This is a genomic window from Glutamicibacter creatinolyticus (assembly GCF_006094275.1).
Taxonomy (GTDB): domain Bacteria; phylum Actinomycetota; class Actinomycetes; order Actinomycetales; family Micrococcaceae; genus Glutamicibacter; species Glutamicibacter creatinolyticus.
In genome coordinates, this window is sequence record NZ_CP034412.1 from 2,003,650 (window position 1) to 2,019,153 (window position 15,504).

16 protein-coding genes are annotated in these 15,504 nt (G+C 68.9%); 6 read left to right on the forward strand and 10 right to left on the reverse strand.

Features of this window, described 5'->3' with window-relative positions; translation table 11 throughout:
* Window positions 1–104 precede the first annotated feature (104 nt).
* Both GcLGCM259_RS09170 and GcLGCM259_RS09175 read right to left on the reverse strand, forming a co-directional pair.
* Complete coding sequence (locus GcLGCM259_RS09170; protein ID WP_138926425.1) at window positions 105–1,424, reverse strand: class I SAM-dependent RNA methyltransferase; 1,320 nt, start codon at window positions 1,422–1,424, stop codon at window positions 105–107.
* 51 nt (window positions 1,425–1,475) lie between these two features.
* The gene (locus GcLGCM259_RS09175) at window positions 1,476–3,455 is read right to left on the reverse strand and encodes an APC family permease (RefSeq protein WP_138926426.1); all 1,980 of its coding nucleotides are present in this window, start codon (window positions 3,453–3,455) and stop codon (window positions 1,476–1,478) included.
* 159 nt (window positions 3,456–3,614) lie between these two features.
* Here GcLGCM259_RS09175 and GcLGCM259_RS09180 point away from each other — a divergent pair, with 159 nt between their 5' ends.
* The gene (locus GcLGCM259_RS09180; protein WP_054821578.1) at window positions 3,615–4,289 is read left to right on the forward strand and encodes a potassium channel family protein; all 675 of its coding nucleotides are present in this window, start codon (window positions 3,615–3,617) and stop codon (window positions 4,287–4,289) included.
* Window positions 4,290–4,304: 15 nt separating this feature from the next.
* Window positions 4,305–4,970 (forward strand): potassium channel family protein, encoded by a 666-nt coding sequence (locus tag GcLGCM259_RS09185; RefSeq protein WP_138926427.1) that lies wholly within the window; start codon window positions 4,305–4,307, stop codon window positions 4,968–4,970.
* 9 nt (window positions 4,971–4,979) lie between these two features.
* Here GcLGCM259_RS09185 and GcLGCM259_RS09190 read toward each other — a convergent pair whose 3' ends face one another.
* The 4 genes from GcLGCM259_RS09190 to dut are packed head-to-tail and all read right to left on the reverse strand — an operon-like array spanning window position 4,980 to window position 7,368.
* On the reverse strand, window positions 4,980–5,690 hold the full coding sequence (locus tag GcLGCM259_RS09190) for a DUF3159 domain-containing protein (protein ID WP_138177973.1): 711 nt from the start codon (window positions 5,688–5,690) through the stop codon (window positions 4,980–4,982).
* 38 nt (window positions 5,691–5,728) lie between these two features.
* Window positions 5,729–6,100 (reverse strand): hypothetical protein, encoded by a 372-nt coding sequence (locus GcLGCM259_RS09195; protein WP_138177975.1) that lies wholly within the window; start codon window positions 6,098–6,100, stop codon window positions 5,729–5,731.
* Window positions 6,101–6,118: 18 nt separating this feature from the next.
* Entirely contained in the window at window positions 6,119–6,871 is a 753-nt protein-coding gene (locus GcLGCM259_RS09200) for a DUF3710 domain-containing protein (RefSeq protein ID WP_138926428.1), read from the reverse strand.
* A 38-nt stretch (window positions 6,872–6,909) separates the two neighbouring features.
* A complete protein-coding gene (gene dut / locus GcLGCM259_RS09205) occupies window positions 6,910–7,368 on the reverse strand; it encodes a dUTP diphosphatase (protein ID WP_138926429.1) in 459 nt (152 codons plus the stop codon).
* 211 nt (window positions 7,369–7,579) lie between these two features.
* On the opposite strand from dut, the gene GcLGCM259_RS09210 reads away from it, so the two are divergent.
* Window positions 7,580–8,149 carry a DUF3093 domain-containing protein gene (locus GcLGCM259_RS09210; RefSeq protein WP_138177981.1) on the forward strand — a complete coding sequence of 190 codons (570 nt, stop codon included), beginning with the start codon at window positions 7,580–7,582 and terminating at the stop codon, window positions 8,147–8,149.
* Window positions 8,150–8,285: 136 nt separating this feature from the next.
* Here the strand turns inward: GcLGCM259_RS09210 and GcLGCM259_RS09215 are convergent, their stop codons facing one another.
* A complete protein-coding gene (locus GcLGCM259_RS09215) occupies window positions 8,286–8,588 on the reverse strand; it encodes a DUF4193 domain-containing protein (protein WP_138926430.1) in 303 nt (100 codons plus the stop codon).
* Window positions 8,589–8,825: 237 nt separating this feature from the next.
* On the opposite strand from GcLGCM259_RS09215, the gene sepH reads away from it, so the two are divergent.
* Entirely contained in the window at window positions 8,826–9,878 is a 1,053-nt protein-coding gene (sepH, locus tag GcLGCM259_RS09220) for a septation protein SepH (protein WP_138926431.1), read from the forward strand.
* 108 nt (window positions 9,879–9,986) lie between these two features.
* On the opposite strand, the gene GcLGCM259_RS09225 is transcribed toward sepH, so the two are convergent.
* Window positions 9,987–11,159: an alkaline phosphatase family protein gene (locus tag GcLGCM259_RS09225; protein ID WP_138926432.1), complete on the reverse strand. Its 1,173-nt coding sequence runs from the start codon at window positions 11,157–11,159 to the stop codon at window positions 9,987–9,989.
* A gap of 14 nt (window positions 11,160–11,173) precedes the next feature.
* On the reverse strand, window positions 11,174–11,761 hold the full coding sequence (locus tag GcLGCM259_RS09230; protein WP_138177988.1) for a DUF5998 family protein: 588 nt from the start codon (window positions 11,759–11,761) through the stop codon (window positions 11,174–11,176).
* Between the two features lie 230 nt (window positions 11,762–11,991).
* Between GcLGCM259_RS09230 and GcLGCM259_RS09235 the strand changes: the two genes are divergently transcribed.
* Window positions 11,992–12,363, forward strand: a complete 372-nt coding sequence (locus GcLGCM259_RS09235) for a DMT family transporter (RefSeq protein WP_138926433.1) — start codon at window positions 11,992–11,994, stop codon at window positions 12,361–12,363.
* On the forward strand, window positions 12,360–12,683 hold the full coding sequence (locus tag GcLGCM259_RS09240) for a DMT family transporter (RefSeq protein WP_138926434.1): 324 nt from the start codon (window positions 12,360–12,362) through the stop codon (window positions 12,681–12,683). Before GcLGCM259_RS09235 ends, GcLGCM259_RS09240 begins: the two co-directional genes overlap by 4 nt.
* A gap of 56 nt (window positions 12,684–12,739) precedes the next feature.
* On the opposite strand, the gene GcLGCM259_RS09245 is transcribed toward GcLGCM259_RS09240, so the two are convergent.
* A complete protein-coding gene (locus GcLGCM259_RS09245) occupies window positions 12,740–15,400 on the reverse strand; it encodes a bifunctional acetate--CoA ligase family protein/GNAT family N-acetyltransferase (RefSeq protein ID WP_138926435.1) in 2,661 nt (886 codons plus the stop codon).
* Between the last annotated feature and the right edge of the window lie 104 nt (window positions 15,401–15,504).

Genomic DNA, 15,504 nt, shown 5'->3' on the forward strand with positions numbered 1-15,504 from the left:
GTTCCGCGGCAGAGCTAGTCCCAGTCTAGCCGCTTTGGCCCGTTTTTCCCCGCCGAGCACCACAAATCACGTTAATTTCACGCCCAAGCACCCGAAAGTGACGTTCAGCGGCGTTCGAAGAGCCCGATCGTTTCCATATGGTGGGTGTGCGGGTACAAATCGTGCACCTCGACGTGCCCTAATTCGTAGCCGCGGGCGGCCAGCCGGGCCGTGTCGCGGGCGAAGGACGCCGGGTCGCAGGAGACGTAGCAGATCCGCGGCACGCCGCTGTTGCCCAGCTCCGCGGCGACCTTCTTGTCCACCCCGGCGCGCGGCGGATCAAGCACCACCGCATCCAGGCGTTCTGCGGCCAGCTGGCGCAGCATCCGCTCCACCCGCCCGCGGATCACGCGCGCCTGGTCCAGGGCGCGCAGGTTGCGCTTGGCGTCGCGGTGGGTGCCCGGGGCGCCCTCGATGCTGAACAGAGCCCCGGCCGCGCCCACCCGCTGGGCCAGCGGCAGCGAGAACAGCCCGGCCCCGGCATACAGATCCGCGATGCGCTGTCCCGGGCGCGGGTCGACCAGCTCCAGCACGCGTTCGGTGAGCACGGTGGCCGCCTGCCGGTGGATCTGCCAAAACCCCTCCCCGGTCACCCGGTAGCGGTGGCCCAGCACGGTCTCGGGCAGCCAGGAGTGTCCGCGCAGCTGGTGCAGGGCACCCTGCCCGTCCGCCGCCGCCCCGGTGCCCTGGCTGAACGCGGCGACGTTCAGCGCCTCGGGCAGCTGGCGGGCCACCCGCACCGCCGCCTCCGGTTCGGCCTCTGCCAGCAGCACCAGCACGGTGGCGTCATCCGCGCTGGACACGGCCACCTCCACCCGGCTGATCCCGGAGTAGTCCACCTGGTAGATCCCGCTGTTCTCGATGCCCGGGTGGGCCAGCGGCATCTGCTCCAGCGCGGTGAGCCGGTGGCTGCGGTGCGCGCTCATCGCCAACGCGCCCTGCCCGTTCACCGCGTAGGCCATCCGGGTGCGCCAGCCCAGCCCGTCGCGCTCCCCCGGGGCCGGCTGCACGCCGCTGAAGCCGATCTGCTGCGCGTCCACGCCGGCCAGGCGCTGCAGCTGTTCGGCGAGGATCCGCCCCTTCAGCTCCCGCTGGTGGCCAAGGCTGATGTGCCCGAACTCGGCCCCGCCCACCGGGTCGTGGTGGGCCAGCGCATCGGCCGGGTCCCAGAAGTGCGCCACCCGGTGCTCGCTGGGCTCGAGCACCTCGGTCACATCGGCCCTCCAGAACTTCGCCTCCGGTTCGGCCTCGGTCAGCCGGGCCCGCACCAGTTCGCCGGGTATCGCGTGGCGCACGAAGATCACCCGGCCCTCGTGGCGGGCCACGCAGTGCCCGCCGTGGGCGATGGGCCCGATGCGCAGTTCAAGGGTGGGGGTGCTGGGCATGGTTGTCCTTTGCGGTTGCTCGTGCGGGATTCGGCCGGTGGCCGGCGGGGCTTAACGGTGGGCGCTGGATTCCTCGGTGGTGCCGCTGGCGGAGCTGAGCAGGCGCCAGGGCACCGAGGCGACCACCACACCCGGTTCGTGGTGCAGCCGGTTCTTCACCCGCACCGCGGTCTGGTTGTGCACCAGCTGCTCCCACCAGTGGCCGACCACGTATTCGGGGATGTACACCACGATCAGATCGCGCGGGGATTCGCGGCGGATGGAACGGATGTGGTCGATCAGCGGATCCACGATGGTGCGGTACGGGGAGGCCAGCACGGTGATCGGCACCGGGATCTGCAGCCGCTGCCAGTCGCTGAGCGTGCGCTCGGTCTTCTCGCTTTCCACATCCACCATGATCGCCTCCAGCTTGGAGGGGCGCGAGGCGCGGGCGAAGGCGATGGCCCGCAGCACCGGCTTGCGCACGGTGGAGACCATCACCAGGGCGTGCACCCGGGCCGGCAGCGCGGCCGCCTGGTGGTCCTGGCTGACCGCCAGCTCCGCATCCACCGCCCGGTAGTGGCGGTTCAGCGACTCCATGACCGCCATCAGCAGCAGGATGCCGATCACCGCCAGCCAGGCGCCGTGGGTGAAGCGGGTGACCAGCACGACCGCCAGCACCAGGGCGGAGAGCACCAGGCCCACCAGGTTCAGCAGGCGCTTGCGGTGGATCGCGGCGCGGGCGTTGCGGGAGGGGACCTGCACCAGGCGCCGGGACCAGTGCCGCAGCATCGCGGCCTGGCTGAGCGTGAAGGAGACGAACACGCCCAGCACGTAGAGCTGGATCAGGATCGTGACATCCCCGTCGAACGCGAAGATCAGCACGATCGCGGCCACCCCCAGGGAGAGGATGCCGTTGGAGAAGCCCAGCCGGTCCCCGCGGGTGCGCAGCTGGCGGGGCAGGTAGCCGTCGGTGGCCAGGTGGCTGGCCAGGTTCGGGAAGGAGTTGAACGCGTGGTTCCCGGCCATCAGCAGCACCCCGACGGTCAGCACCGCCACGCTGCCCACCCCGATCACCGAACCAAACACCGCGTCGGCCAGCTGGGTGAGCACCGGGGCCTGGGTGTACCCAGCCCCCACCGGCACCCCGTCGGCCAGCAGGTTCGCCTGCGGGTCGGCGACCACCTTCACCCCGGTGGCCCGGGCCAGCAGCAGGGTGCCGAAGGTCAGCACCCCGGAGAGCAGCCCGATCACCAGCAGGATCCGCCCGGCGTTGCGGGCCCGCGGCTTGGTCAGCGTGTGCACGTTGGAGATCGGCACCTCGATGCCGGTCAGCGCCGCCGAACCGGTGGAGAACGCGCGCAGGATCAGCAGCGCGCCGGTCAGCCCCTGCAGCCCGGTGGCGAACTGGGCCTCCGGGCGGATTTCGTAGCCGGCACTCGGCGCGTCGCCCAGGTTGCCGCTCAGGGCCAGCACCGCGCCGACCGCGATCATCAGCAGCATTCCGCCGACGAACAGGTAGACCGGGATCGCCAGCGCCCAGCGTCCCTTGCCGCGCCCGCGCAGGTTGCCGAACACCAGCACCGCCACGATCGCCGCGGCCACCAGCGCCCGATGTTCCTCCAGTGCCGGGAACACCGCGCCGACGTACTGGGCGGCGGAGGTGCTGGAGACCGCCACGGTCAGCACGAAGTCCACCAGCAGCGCCGCGGCGACCGCGGTGCCCGGGCGCGGCCCCAGGTTCGCGCGCACGATCTCATAGTCCCCGCCGCCGGAGGGGTAGGCTGCCACCGACTGGCGGTAGGACAGCACCAGCACCAGCAGCACCGCCAGCACCGCCAAGCCCACGGCCGGAGAGAGCAGGGTGGCGGCCACCCCGGCGGTGGCCAGGGTCAGCAGGATCTCATCGGGGGCATAGGCCAGCGAGGACAGGGCGCTGGAGGAGAAGATCGGCAGCGCGATTTTTGGCGGCAGCGGTTTGCGTTTCAACCGCTCGGTGCGAAACGGCTTGCCCACCAGCAAGCGTTTGACACCATCAAAGAATGCAGGCACGCATCAACGGTATAACAGCACGCGCGGCATGCTGAAGTCTCTGCCGCCCACACCCAGGCGGCCGGGGCAAAACGTGGCAGACTAATGCAGTGCCGGTTTTGCCCGGCACGCCCCGGGCCGGCGCCCGGGAAGGATGGCAGCGAACCTAAGGAGTATGCGATGGCCCACTTCGTGATCATGGGCTGCGGCCGGGTCGGGGCGACACTGGCCCTGACCCTGGACGCGGCCGGGCATTCGGTCACGGTCATCGACCAGAACGAGCGGGCCTTCGGCGCGTTGGGCGAGGACTTCTCCGGGGACACCGTCACCGGGGTCGGCTTTGACCGCGACACCCTGGAAGCGGCGCGCATCCGTGAGGCCTACGCCTTCGCCGCGGTCTCCAGCGGGGACAACTCCAACATCCTGGCCACCCGGGTGGCGCGCGAAACCTACAACGTGCAGCACGTGGTGGCGCGCATCTATGACCCGGGCCGCGCCGAAATCTACCAGCGCCTGGGCATCCCCACCGTCGCGGCGGTGCGCTGGAGCGCGGACCAGGTGCTGCGCCGGATCCTGCCCGAACATTCGATGCGCGGGGACTTTCGGGAATCCTCCGGCCGGCTGATGCTCACCGAGGTGGCGCTGCATGCGGACTGGTACGGCCACCAGGTCAAGTCCCTGGAGCGGGCCGCCGGGGTGCGCATCGCCTACCTGACCCGGTTCGGGGAGGGCATCATCCCGCAGAGCAACACCCGGCTGCAGGGCGGGGACCTGGTGCACGTGATGATGCGGGTGGACGAAAGCAGCGACGTGGAAAAGATCCTGGCCACCGCCCCGCGCCAGGCCCAGGACTAGAACGGAGAGCCACATATGAAGGTGATGATTGCCGGTGCCGGCTCGGTGGGTTCCTCCATCGCGCGCGAACTGCTGAACAACGGGCACCAGGTGCTGATCATTGACCGTGACCCGGATCCGGCCGAGCAGCAGGAGCTGCCCGAGGCCCGCTGGCTGCGCGGGGACGCCTGCGAGCTGGTGGTGCTGCAGCGCGCCGGGCTGGACGATTTTAACGTGGTGGTTTCGGCCACCGGTGATGACAAGGCCAACCTGGTGATCTCGCTGCTGGCCAAGAGCGAGTTCGGGGTGCGGCGCACCGTGGGGCGGGTGAACAACCCGAAGAACGAGTGGATGTTCGACGACGCGTGGGGGGTGGACGTGGCGGTCAGTACCCCGCGGCTGATGACCGCGCTGGTCGAGGAGGCCGTGGAGGTCGGGGACCTGGTGGAGCTGCTGAGCCTGAAAAGCGGGGCGGTGCACCTGGTGGAATTCACCGTGCCCCACGATTCGGCGCTGATCGGGCGCACCATGGGACGGGTCCCGTGGCCCGAGGACACCACCATGGTTTCGGTGGTGCGCGACAAGTCGCCCTTCCCGCCCACCCGTGACGACGTCATCGAGGGCGGGGACGCGCTGTTCTTCTTGACCACCGAAGAAGCGCGCGAGCAGCTGCGCAAGGTGCTGCGCGAAACCCGGCGCTGAGCGCGCCGGCTAGTCCTGCTGTGCCGTGATCTGGCTGGCGGGGCGGGAAATCATCCATGCGAACCACAGACCCGCCGCGTACAGCGGCACCCCCATCACCAGGCGGCTGATGCCCAGGGCCACCACCTGGTCGGTGAAGTACAGCGGAAGCTGCACGGCCAGCCGGGCGGCGAACACCGCCGCCATGATCCAGGTGGCGATCGCATAGCGGCGCAGCCGTGCGGGCTGCTGGCGCCAGTCGGTGCCCTCCTGGCGCAGGAACCCGTAGAGCACCCCCAGCAGCGGCCACTTGATCGCGATCGAGATCACCATTGCCAGCAGGTAGGCTCCGACAATGAAGAATCCGGGAACGTAGTAGTCCTTGGCCTCCCCGCTGCTGCGCGCGGCCAGCGCGCAGATCAGGATGCCCACCAGCCCACTGACCGACTGGGTGAGCGAGGAACGCTTGACCAGGCGGGCAATCATGAACACCGCACCCACCGCGATCGCGGCGATCAGCGCCACGTCCAGCTGCCGGGTGAGGGCGAAGAGCAGCACAAACAGGAATCCGGGGACCACGGTTTCCAGCACCCCGCGCACTCCCCCGATGCTGGCCATCACATCGATGTGCCCGGCCGCGTTCTTGCTCAGGTGAGCCGAGGATCCCAGGCGCTGTGCCAGCGACGGGTCCGGTTCACCACGGGTGCCGGGCTGCTCGGGGGAATCTGGCGTTTGGGTCATCTCACTCGCATTCAGTGTCAAAGGGGCCGCCGGGGCGGCTAGGCCTGCGGGCGTTCCTGCGGCAGGATCAGGTAGCGCGGGTTGTGCACCGTGGGAACCTGGTCCACCAGGCTCAGCATCCCCGAGTAGCGGATCTTCACCCCGGGCTTGATCCCCGGCACCCGCTTCTGGCCCATGAACAGCAGCCGCACGTGCGGGGCGGTGCGCCGACGCACCCCTGGGCTGGCCAACTGGTCCACCACGGTCGCGGTCAGCCGCGGCGCCTCCCCCGGCGGCACATGGGTCACCGACTGGATGTAGCCGGTGTGTTCGATGCGGCCGCGTTCGGGCATCTGTTCCAGGTTCTGCAGGTGGCGGACCGTGGCGCTCTGCGGCAGCGCACTGACCGAAACCTGTGTCTTGCCAACCATGTCAGCGTTCCGTTCCAGCTAGCCGATCTGCGTGATTTCCGGCCCGCGTTCCGGGCGCTGCACCTCGGGCTGCCCGGCCGGGGCCTCGGCGCGGGTGGTGGCATTGCTTGGCACGTTCAACGGCAGCAGCTCACGCGGCGGCAGCGGCCGGTCCCCGCGGTCCACCACGACCTGGCGCACCAGTTCCTCCACGGCCTTGGAGGCCTGCTCGTCGGAGATGGCCGCGCCGCCGATCACGACCCGCAGGAACCAGCGCGGCCCGTCGATGCCGATGAAACGCAGCGCCACGTGTCCGGCCCGGCCGTCGGGCAGCTGCTGCGGCACCTTGGCCAGCAGCTCCTTGCCGTAGTCGCCGTCGCGGGTGAAGATCTCCCCGTTCTGGCCGGTGATGTCCTCGGCGATCTTGCTGGAGATGCCCGGCCAGAGTTCCTCGGACTTCGAACGGGCGAAGGCCTGCAGCTGCACGCGCGATTCGGCCAGTTCCAGGGACAGCGAAATCACCCGTTTGGTCTGGTCCTCGATGTCCATGCGAACCTTCAGGCCGGTCATCGGCTTGATCAGCAGGGAACCGAAGTTCAGGTAGTCGTCCGGGTTGTCAATGTCCTTGATGTCGAACGGTCCGGTCACCGGCTGCGGGGTGCCGGGGGCAGCGTCCTGCGCGTCGGTGCCGGGGGCAGCGTCCTGCGCGTCGGTGCCGGAGGCCGCCTGCTGGGTCGCACCGTCTTCAACCGGCTGCTGTTCCTGCTGCCGCTTCTTGCGCTTGAAAAACATCTCGTCCTTAAAACTCTTGTGGTTTACCTCTAGGGTACTTAGTTCGAGCTGAACCCGCCCGTTGAACCGAATCCGGCGGCACCGCGCACCGTCTCATCCAGGGAATCCACGACGGTGAACTGGGCCTGCTCCACCTTCTGGATCACCAGCTGGGCGATCCGGTCCCCACGCTGCACCTCGAAGGTCGCGTGCGGGTCGGTGTTCAGCAGGGTCACCATGATTTCCCCGCGGTAGCCGGCGTCCACGGTGCCCGGCGCGTTCAGCACGGTGATCCCGTGCTTGGCGGCCAGGCCGCTGCGCGGGTGCACCAGGCCAACGTAGCCGTGCGGGATGGCCAGGGCGATGCCGGTGGGGACCAGCGCGCGCTGCCCGGGGGCCAGCTGCACCGCTTCACGGGCGCGCAGGTCGGCCCCGGCGTCCCCGTGGTGGGCGTAGCCGGGGGTGGGCAGCCCATCGTCAAGCAGTTTGATGGCGATCTGCAGGCTTGGTTCACTCATGGGTGGTGTTTCGTCTTCCGTTGCATCCGGCAGTGGCTTCACTGTGCCGCGGGGCGGGCAGGAGCACTGCCTGCGGCACCTGAACAACTCTAGCGCCTCGGGCTTCGCCTGTGGTGGGCCAGGGACGGATTGCCCATAGTTCTTTACCGGTGGGTCGGCGCTGCGGGCGGGCTGGGCGGCACGCACAGGTTCAGCGCCTAAAATGGACGACATGAGTATTGCGAGCTCCGGTGAGTCGACCGTGCTGTTCAACGAAAAACTGTGGCCTTCGGCCGGAACCTGGATTTGGCCGCTGCTGCTGGCCTTGACCGCGGGGGTGGCCCTGGCGCCGATCGGAGTGGCCTGGGGAATCCTGGCCGGGGTGATCGCCTTTGTGGTGATGACGGTAATCCTGATGCTGAACACCCCGCAAATCACGGTGACCGAGGATTCGGTGCGGGTGGGCCGGGCGAACATTGAACGCCAATACGTTGGCGAGGTCATCGGCTACCGCGGCCAGGAGGCCTTCGAGCAGCGCGGCCAGAAGCTGCACGGGCTGGCCTACATGAACCTGCGCGGCTGGGTGGATGCCGTGGTGAAGCTTGAGATCACCGACCCCCGCGACCAGACCCCGTACTGGCTGACCTCCACCCGCCGCCCCGAGGAGCTCACCCGCGCCCTGGGTGGTGTGATGAACGCCTACCGGCAGCCCGACGAGGTGCCCGCGGCCGAGGACGTCACCGCCGAGGACCAGGCCCAGCCGGAATCGCGCTCCAACCACGGGGACTCCCAGGGCCAGTAGCCTGCCGACGGCGATCGCCACCAGATACAGCAAGCCGCCCAGCACTTGCCCTCCCCCTGACGGGGATGCGGTGCTGGGCGGCTTCGGTGGTTAATGGGCCGGGCCTGGATCGGGCGCGCTCACGCGGGGAGTCGGGTTAGTCTTCACACTCGGTGCAGAACATCTGCGCGCCGTCCTGGCGGGCCAGCTGGGAGCGGTGGCGGACCATGAAGCAGGAGGCACAGGTGAACTCGTCGGCCTGCTCGGGCATGATTTCGACGCTGAGCTCCTCCTGGGTGACCTCGCCGCCGGGAAGCACGAACCCTTCGGCCAGGTCCGTTTCATCCTCGTCGATCAGGGTCGCCTGCTTCGCCGTCCGCCCGGCATTCAGATCCGACAGCTGCCTGGCCGTCTCGGATTCCTCCTGCTTTTCGCGCGGTGCGTCGTAGTCGGTAGCCATTGAAGTATCGTTCTCTTTTCCTTGACGGATGTGCAACAACTCGTGGCGGTACACTACACCACCACTGGCACGCGTGTATAACGTCCTGGACGGCAAAAAATTCCCCGGATCCTGCCTGGAAGGGCGTTCTTCGCCCGCCAGGCCAAGGAAATCGCGCCACACCCTTGGCGGTAATAGGAATTCCGGGCGTTGAGTGGCAAAGTTTTACTCAGGAAATAAACCGTGTGGAGGGTAGTAATGCGTCAGCTGAGACTGGTAGGAATACATGAAAATGGTTCCAGCCTGCAGGTCAGCAGTGACGACGGGATGAGCTTTGAGCTGCCCGTCGACGATGCACTGCGCAGCGCCATGGCCGAAATCGCCCGCGCCCGTGCACCGCGCAACCGTGAACAGTCCTCCGACCACTCGCCGCGGGAAATCCAGGCCCGGGTACGCGCCGGCGCCTCGGCGTATGACCTGTCGGTGGAGTGGGATGTGCCGATCGAGCAGATCCTGAAGTACGAGGGCCCGGTGCTGGCCGAACGCGCCCACATTGCCGAGCTCGCGCGCCGCGTGGAGGTTTCCGGTCCGCAGACCGATGCCGAGTACCGTGAGGCGTTTGGCGAGGAGCCGGCCGACCTGGGTGCCATGGTCACCCACCGGCTGGGCCAGCTGGGCATTGATGCGGAGTCGGTGCAGTGGGATTCCTGGAAGGACCCGGAGGGCCAGTGGCTGGTGACCGCCATCTTCAACTCCCCGCTGCACGAGGGCAACGTTGAGTCGCTCTCCGAGGAGAACCAGGACGACTCCCCCAACGTGGCCAAGTGGTCCTACCATCCGCAGCGGCGCACGCTGCGCAACCTGAACCGCTGGGCCCAGACCCTCAGCGAGCAGGCGGCCCCCGAATACTTCTCCACCATCACCCCGGTGGCGGTGGAGTCCCCGGCCGCCGAGGCCCCCGGGGAGGCGGCTCCCACCCAGCCTGGCGACAGCGAGGAACTGGTGGAGCTGCTCAACGCCCGCCGCGGCCAGCGTTCGGGCAAGGACGAGGACTCCGACGAGCGGCTGAATGAGATCATCGACCGGAACCTGAACAATTATGGGCAGGACGATGAGGACGAGGGCCTGCCGCACCTGCCGCAGACCATTTCCACCCGCACTTCGCAGCTGACCGTGCTCACCCACGACTCGTCCAAGGCCAAGCCGAAGCCCGAGCCGACGGCCGAAGAGGATGCCAACGCCCGCAAGTCCAAGCGTTCCTCCGTGCCCAGCTGGGATGACATCATGTTCGGGCGGCGCAAGAAGGACTAGGGGCCTGGTCCGCACACCACCCCGGAACGCTGAAGGACGATTCCCCGGCAGCCAGCTGGCTGCCGGGGAATCGTCCTTTGCTGGCCCCCGTGGTGGGGTGGCCCGGGGTTATTCGGTGTGCAGCTGCAGCAGCGGCACCAGGCGTTCGGCGGTGGTCAGCGATCCGTGCTGCCCCACCATCTCAAAGGCCTTCGGGTTCACCCGCCGCCCGTCGTAGAAGGCGATGGACTCGGCGGCCAGGATCATCAAGTCCCCCAGCCGTTCGGCCACCGCGTCGCGCATCGGCCCGAACAGGCCGTGCTGGATCGCTTCCTGGCGGGTCAGCACCCAGGCCTTGGTGCCGTAGCGGCGCTGCCAGGCCTCCCGCACCCGGGCGCGCACCGCATCGCTGGTGGCGGCGGCGAAGCTCAGCTGCACCCCGCGCGGCTCCCCGCTGGTCAGCTCCACCCCTTCAATCAGTTCCGGTTCCCGGCTGTAGTCAATGCGCTGGCTGGCTGGCACGTCCACCATGCCGTGGTCCCCGGTGATCAGCACGCTCGTTTGCGCCGGCAGCCGGGACACCATGGTCTTGAGCGTATAGTCCAGCTCCTCCAGGGTCTGGCGCCACTGGTCCGAATCCACCCCGTACTTGTGTCCGGCCTTGTCCAGCTCGTTGAAGTAGGTGTAGACCAGCGCGTGGCGGTGCGCGTCGAAGACCTCGGTGGTGGCCCGGCTGCGCGCGGCCAGGGAGGTGGCGGCGACGAACTGGGGCCCGCGCAGGGCCGCCCGGGTCAGTGCCGAATTCTCGAACAAGGCCAGCGAGACGCTGGCGGTGTGCACCCCGGCGTCGGCGACCTGTTCGAACACGGTGCGGTTCGGCTGCCAGGCCAGCGGGTCCAGGTCCGCGGGCCAGCCGCCCAGCTGGTTCACCGTCCGGCGCCGCTCCGGGTCGATCACGTCGTAGCCGAGCATGCCGTGTGCGCCGGGGGCCAGCCCGGTGCCCAGGCTGCTCAACGAGGTGGCGGTGGTCGAGGGGAAGCCGACGCTCAGGCGCTGCGCCTTGTCGAACAGGCGGCGCAGGAAGGGGGCGTGGGCGATGTTCGACTTCAGCTGGTTCCAGCCCAGCCCGTCGATCATCACCACGTTGACCCGGCGGGTGGACTTCAGCCCCAGCGGGTTCTGGAATCCCGGCACACCCAGCGCGTGCGCGGCCGAGGGCAGCACCTCGGCCAGGGTCTGGGTGCCGTAGGGGGCGGGGGCCGGCAGCGCGGTGGCGGGCACGGGCAGGGTCGGGTCAGGCACGATGAACCCCGGCCCTAGAAGTCGGTGGCCTGGCGCAGGCGGACCGCGAAGCTGCGGGCCTTGTTGACCGCGTCCTGCCCGTCGGCTTCGGCGCTGACCCGGATCACCAGGTCCTCGGGCTGCGCGGTGCCGGTCACCCCGTGGTCGGCGTCGCATTCCGGGTCCGCGCAGGCGGCGGGGGTCAGGTCCAGGCGGGTGGTGCCGTTCCAGGACAGCCCGAAGGTCAATTCCCGTACCGCGTCCCCGCTGCGGTAGTGCTGGGGCTGGTGGAAGACGTAGCTGGTGGCCACCGAGGCGATGCGCTTCAGGGAGATCATTTCGGTGGAGACCTGGGCGACGACCTGCTGGCCGTGGTCATCGAGCTGCTGGTCATCAACGTGGATGATGAACAGCGAATTGTCGCTGAGCACCAGCACGGTGATGTGGCGGTGCACCTCGGTGCGGTCGAAATGGGTTTCCAGGTGGACATAGTGGTCCAGGATCGGCCGGGTGTACATCGCTTCGGACAGCACGTCCTGGATCATCTGCGGATAGAAGCCGGCGCGGACCAGATCCTGCTGCAGTTCAGCGGCTGCAGTGGTCGAATACGATGGAGAACTCATGCCTTAAGTTTACCCAGTGCACCCGACTCTTACCTATGAGCCGCCCGCCCGGTGCGCCCCGCCCGCCGGGCGGTGGGAGCCTGCTCACATCGAACAGCCGCGGCGCGCGCGGCCGGCTCCGGCACCGGGCGACACCGCCCACCGGTTTGGTAGGTTCGAAGGATGAAGCAAATCGGTGGGGCGCACATCGCGCGGGCCAGGGCACGCGCACGCCACAAGGCGAGCCCGGGATGAAGCGCTGGCTGCTGCTGGCGCTGGCGGTGATCGCCGAGGTCAGCGGGTCGCTGTCCATGAAGCTGGCCCTGGACGCCCCGGCGTTGTACCTGGTGACCGCCGCCGGGTACATTGTGGCCTTCGCCGCGCTGGCCGCCACGCTGCGCGCGGGCATGGCCCTGGGCGCGGCCTACGGCATCTGGGGTGCGTGCGGGGTGGCGCTGACCGCGCTGTTCTCCCACCTGCTCTTCACCGAGCCGCTGACCCCGGTGATGCTGCTGGGGATGGGGTTGATCATTGCCGGGGTGCTGCTGGTCGAGTTCGGCTCGCAGCGGGCCGCCGCCGGCCAGGGCACTGCCCCGGCCCCGCGCGGAAGGTCCGGGGCATGAGCGCCTGGCTGCTGCTGCTCCTGGCGGTCATCGCCGAGGTGTGCGGCACGCTCTCGCTGCGCATGGCCACCCACGGTTCGCGGCGCTGGCTGCTCCCGATGTTGTTCAGCTACCTGGTGGCCTTCATTTCGCTGGCCACCAGCCTGGCGCTGGGCATGCCGCTGGGCCTGGCCTACGGGGTGTGGGCCGCCTGCGGGGTGGCGCTGACCGCGCTGCTTAGCTGGCTGCTGTTCAAGGAGCCGATGAGCTGGGTGATGTCGCTGGGGATCGTGCTGATCGCCGGCGGGGTGGTGCTGATCAACACCGGCGCCCCGGCCTGAGCCGGGGCACCACGGCCGGCCATGCTGCTCCCTCCCGGTTCGCGCTCGCGCGCCGCTTAGCCGCGCAGTGCCCGGCGCACGGTGTCGGTGCGCTGTTCCGGGTTGCCGACCTGCACCTCGGCGGCCAACACGCTCAGCCCGTATTCGGAGACGGTGACCGGGGAAATCTTCAGGATCGCCACCTCCGGGTGGTTGTCCTTCAGCAGCGCCACCCGGTTCAGCAGGTCCTTCAGCGCCGCCAGGTCCACCTGCGGCAGCCCCTGGTAGCCGAAGAGCCGGGCGCTGCTGCGTGGACGGTGGATCAGGTCCTCCAGGTCCTGCACGGACAGCGGAGCCACCCCGTGCGCCCAGTCATCGAGCAGGTTCACCGGGTCCCCGGAGAGCCCGAAGGAGATCACCGGTCCCAGCAGCGGGTCCTCCACCGCCCGGATCACGCAGGCCTGCCCGGCCTCGGCCATGGACTGCACCTCCAGGGCCTGCACCCCCCACTGCCCCATGGCCTGGAACATGTGGGCGTAGTTGGCCCGCAGCGTGGGTTCGTCGGTGATGTTCAGCCGCACCCCGCCCAGATCCAGGCGCTGGCGCAGGTAGGGGTCATCGGCCTTCAACGCCACCGGCCAGCCCAGCCGGTGCGCGGCCGCGACCGCCTCATCGGCGCTGTTCACCGCCTGGGATTCCAGCACCGGGATCCCGTAGTGGGCCAGCAGCGTGCTGGCCTGGTCGTAGTCCAGTTCGCGCAGCGTGGTGCCCGGGATCTGGGCGGTGAGGGTTTTCAGGTAGTCCTCTGCCCCGTCGGCGTCGATGCCCTCCGGTTCGGGCAGCGCGTCGTGTTCGACGTTCAGCCACTGCCGGTAGCCGTGAGCCTTGTCCAGGGCCCGCACCGCCGCGGCCGGGGAGGTGAACACCGGCAGCCCGTGGTGCACCCCGGTGCCGATGCTGCGGTCCGAACGCCCGGAGAGCACCACCAGCACCGGTTTGCCGCAGCCGGCGAAGCGGCCCAGCTCCCCCAGCAGTGCGTTGTCGCTGATGCCGGGCACCGGCAGCAGGGCGATGATCACCGAATGCACGGTGGCATCCTGCACCAGCTGCTGCACCCGTTCGCGCAGCAGCGGCAGGGCCCGGGACTGGCCCAGGCTGAAGTCCAGTTCGCGCTCGTCCGCGGCGGCGCTGAGGGTGCGGCTGACGGCCACATCGCAGGTGACTTCCGCCAGGGTGAGCGAATTGGAGAGCACCGTCAGGTTCGGCCCGGCCGGGGCCGGTGAGGTGCACAGCACGCTGGCCACGTCCATCAGCTGCTCCACCGATCCGACCCGGATCACCCCGGCCTGGGCCAGCACCGCGTTCAGCGCCGCCGGCGGGGCCTGGGAGGTGCGCACCGAGTGCCCCGGCGGCAGGCGCAGGCCCATGACATCGCTCTTGGCCACGATCACCGGTTTGCTGCCGGACAGGCGCCGGGCGATGCGGGAGAACTTGCGCGGGTTGCCGAAGGACTCCAGGTGCATGGCCACCACCGCGGTGTGCTCATCGTCCTCAAAGTACTGCATGGCGTCATTGCCGGACACGTCCGCGCGCAGGCCCGCGGAGATCGCGGAGCTCAGCCCCAGCCCGCGCTGGGCCTGCACCCCATGCAGCAGCACCCCCATGGCGGCGGACTGGCTGAAGAAGCCGATGTTGCCCGGGGCCGGCAGCTGCTGGGCGACCGAGGCGTTCAGCTGCACATCCGGGTCGGTGTTCTGCAGCCCCAGGGAGGCCGGGCCGATGACCCGCATCCCGTTGATCCGCGCCCGGGTGATCAGTTCGCGCTGTTCACGCAGGCCCTGGTCGGATTCGTAGCCGGCGGTCATCACCAGCAGGCCCTTGACCCCGTGGGCGGCGCAGTCGTCCACGACCCCCAGCACCCGTTCCTTGGGCACGCAGATGATGGCCAGGTCCACCGGGCCGGGCACCTCGGTGATCCGCCCGTAGCTGGGCAGCCCGCCGATCTCAAAGGCCTGCTCGTTCACCGCGTACAGCGCCCCGGTGAACCCGGATTCCACCAGCCGGTTCAGCACGTCGTAGCCCAGGGTGCCCCAGGAGCGGCTGGCGCCGATGACCGCCACGGAGGCCGGGGCCAGCAGCCCGGCCACCGACTTCGCTTCGGCGCGGTGCTCGCGGGCCTCCATCACCGAGCGGGACTTGTCGGTCGGGTCGATCGGGAAGACCAGCATCACCACCCCGTCCTCAAAGTGCCGGGCCACCGCGTAGCCGGCCTCGGAGAAGACGGTGAGCATCTTGCGGTTCTCCGGCAGCACCTCTGCGGTGAACTTCTCGATCCCGTTTTCGCGTCCGGCCGCGGCCAGGTGCTCCAGCAGGATGGAGGCGATCCCGCTGCCGTGGTACTCGTCCGAGACGTTGAACGCGACCTCCGCCTCGGTGGGGTCATCGAGCCGGTCATAGCCGCCGACCCCGATGACCTTCGCCCCGCGCAGCACCACGAACGCCACCCGGGAGTTGTGATCGACGTTGGTGAAGCGTTCAAGCTCCTTGGGGGTCAGCTGGGACTTGTAGGTAAAATAGCGCAGGTAGACCGACGCCTCGGACTGCTGGCGGTGCATCTCCTGCAGCGCCTGGGCATCCTTGGGGGTGATGGGCCGCAGGTGCGCGGTTGAACCGTCGCGCAGCACAACATCTGCTTCCCAATGTGCCGGATATGCCGCAGAAACTTTACGATCCACCATAAGCTAAACAATAGTGCGCGGTACCGGCCACGGCCAGATGCCACGCACCACGGCCTGCACCACGCCCGCGGCGCGCAGTCCGCCTGTTTGCATTCGAACAGTTT

Excerpts from the sequence above, each read along its gene's own strand:
- GcLGCM259_RS09185 (WP_138926427.1), top strand. The coding sequence starts at position 4,305 with ATGAAGGTGATGATTGCCGGTGCCGGCTCGGTGGGTTCCTCCATCGCG.
- GcLGCM259_RS09215 (WP_138926430.1), bottom strand. The coding sequence starts at position 8,588 with ATGGCTACCGACTACGACGCACCGCGCGAAAAGCAGGAGGAATCCGAG.
- GcLGCM259_RS09245 (WP_138926435.1), bottom strand. The coding sequence starts at position 15,400 with ATGGTGGATCGTAAAGTTTCTGCGGCATATCCGGCACATTGGGAAGCA.
- GcLGCM259_RS09200 (WP_138926428.1), bottom strand. The coding sequence starts at position 6,871 with ATGTTTTTCAAGCGCAAGAAGCGGCAGCAGGAACAGCAGCCGGTTGAA.
- GcLGCM259_RS09190 (WP_138177973.1), bottom strand. The coding sequence starts at position 5,690 with ATGACCCAAACGCCAGATTCCCCCGAGCAGCCCGGCACCCGTGGTGAA.
- GcLGCM259_RS09240 (WP_138926434.1), top strand. The coding sequence starts at position 12,360 with ATGAGCGCCTGGCTGCTGCTGCTCCTGGCGGTCATCGCCGAGGTGTGC.
- dut (WP_138926429.1), bottom strand. The coding sequence starts at position 7,368 with ATGAGTGAACCAAGCCTGCAGATCGCCATCAAACTGCTTGACGATGGG.
- GcLGCM259_RS09210 (WP_138177981.1), top strand. The coding sequence starts at position 7,580 with ATGAGTATTGCGAGCTCCGGTGAGTCGACCGTGCTGTTCAACGAAAAA.
- GcLGCM259_RS09180 (WP_054821578.1), top strand. The coding sequence starts at position 3,615 with ATGGCCCACTTCGTGATCATGGGCTGCGGCCGGGTCGGGGCGACACTG.
- GcLGCM259_RS09170 (WP_138926425.1), bottom strand. The coding sequence starts at position 1,424 with ATGCCCAGCACCCCCACCCTTGAACTGCGCATCGGGCCCATCGCCCAC.
- GcLGCM259_RS09195 (WP_138177975.1), bottom strand. The coding sequence starts at position 6,100 with ATGGTTGGCAAGACACAGGTTTCGGTCAGTGCGCTGCCGCAGAGCGCC.
- GcLGCM259_RS09230 (WP_138177988.1), bottom strand. The coding sequence starts at position 11,761 with ATGAGTTCTCCATCGTATTCGACCACTGCAGCCGCTGAACTGCAGCAG.
- sepH (WP_138926431.1), top strand. The coding sequence starts at position 8,826 with ATGCGTCAGCTGAGACTGGTAGGAATACATGAAAATGGTTCCAGCCTG.
- GcLGCM259_RS09235 (WP_138926433.1), top strand. The coding sequence starts at position 11,992 with ATGAAGCGCTGGCTGCTGCTGGCGCTGGCGGTGATCGCCGAGGTCAGC.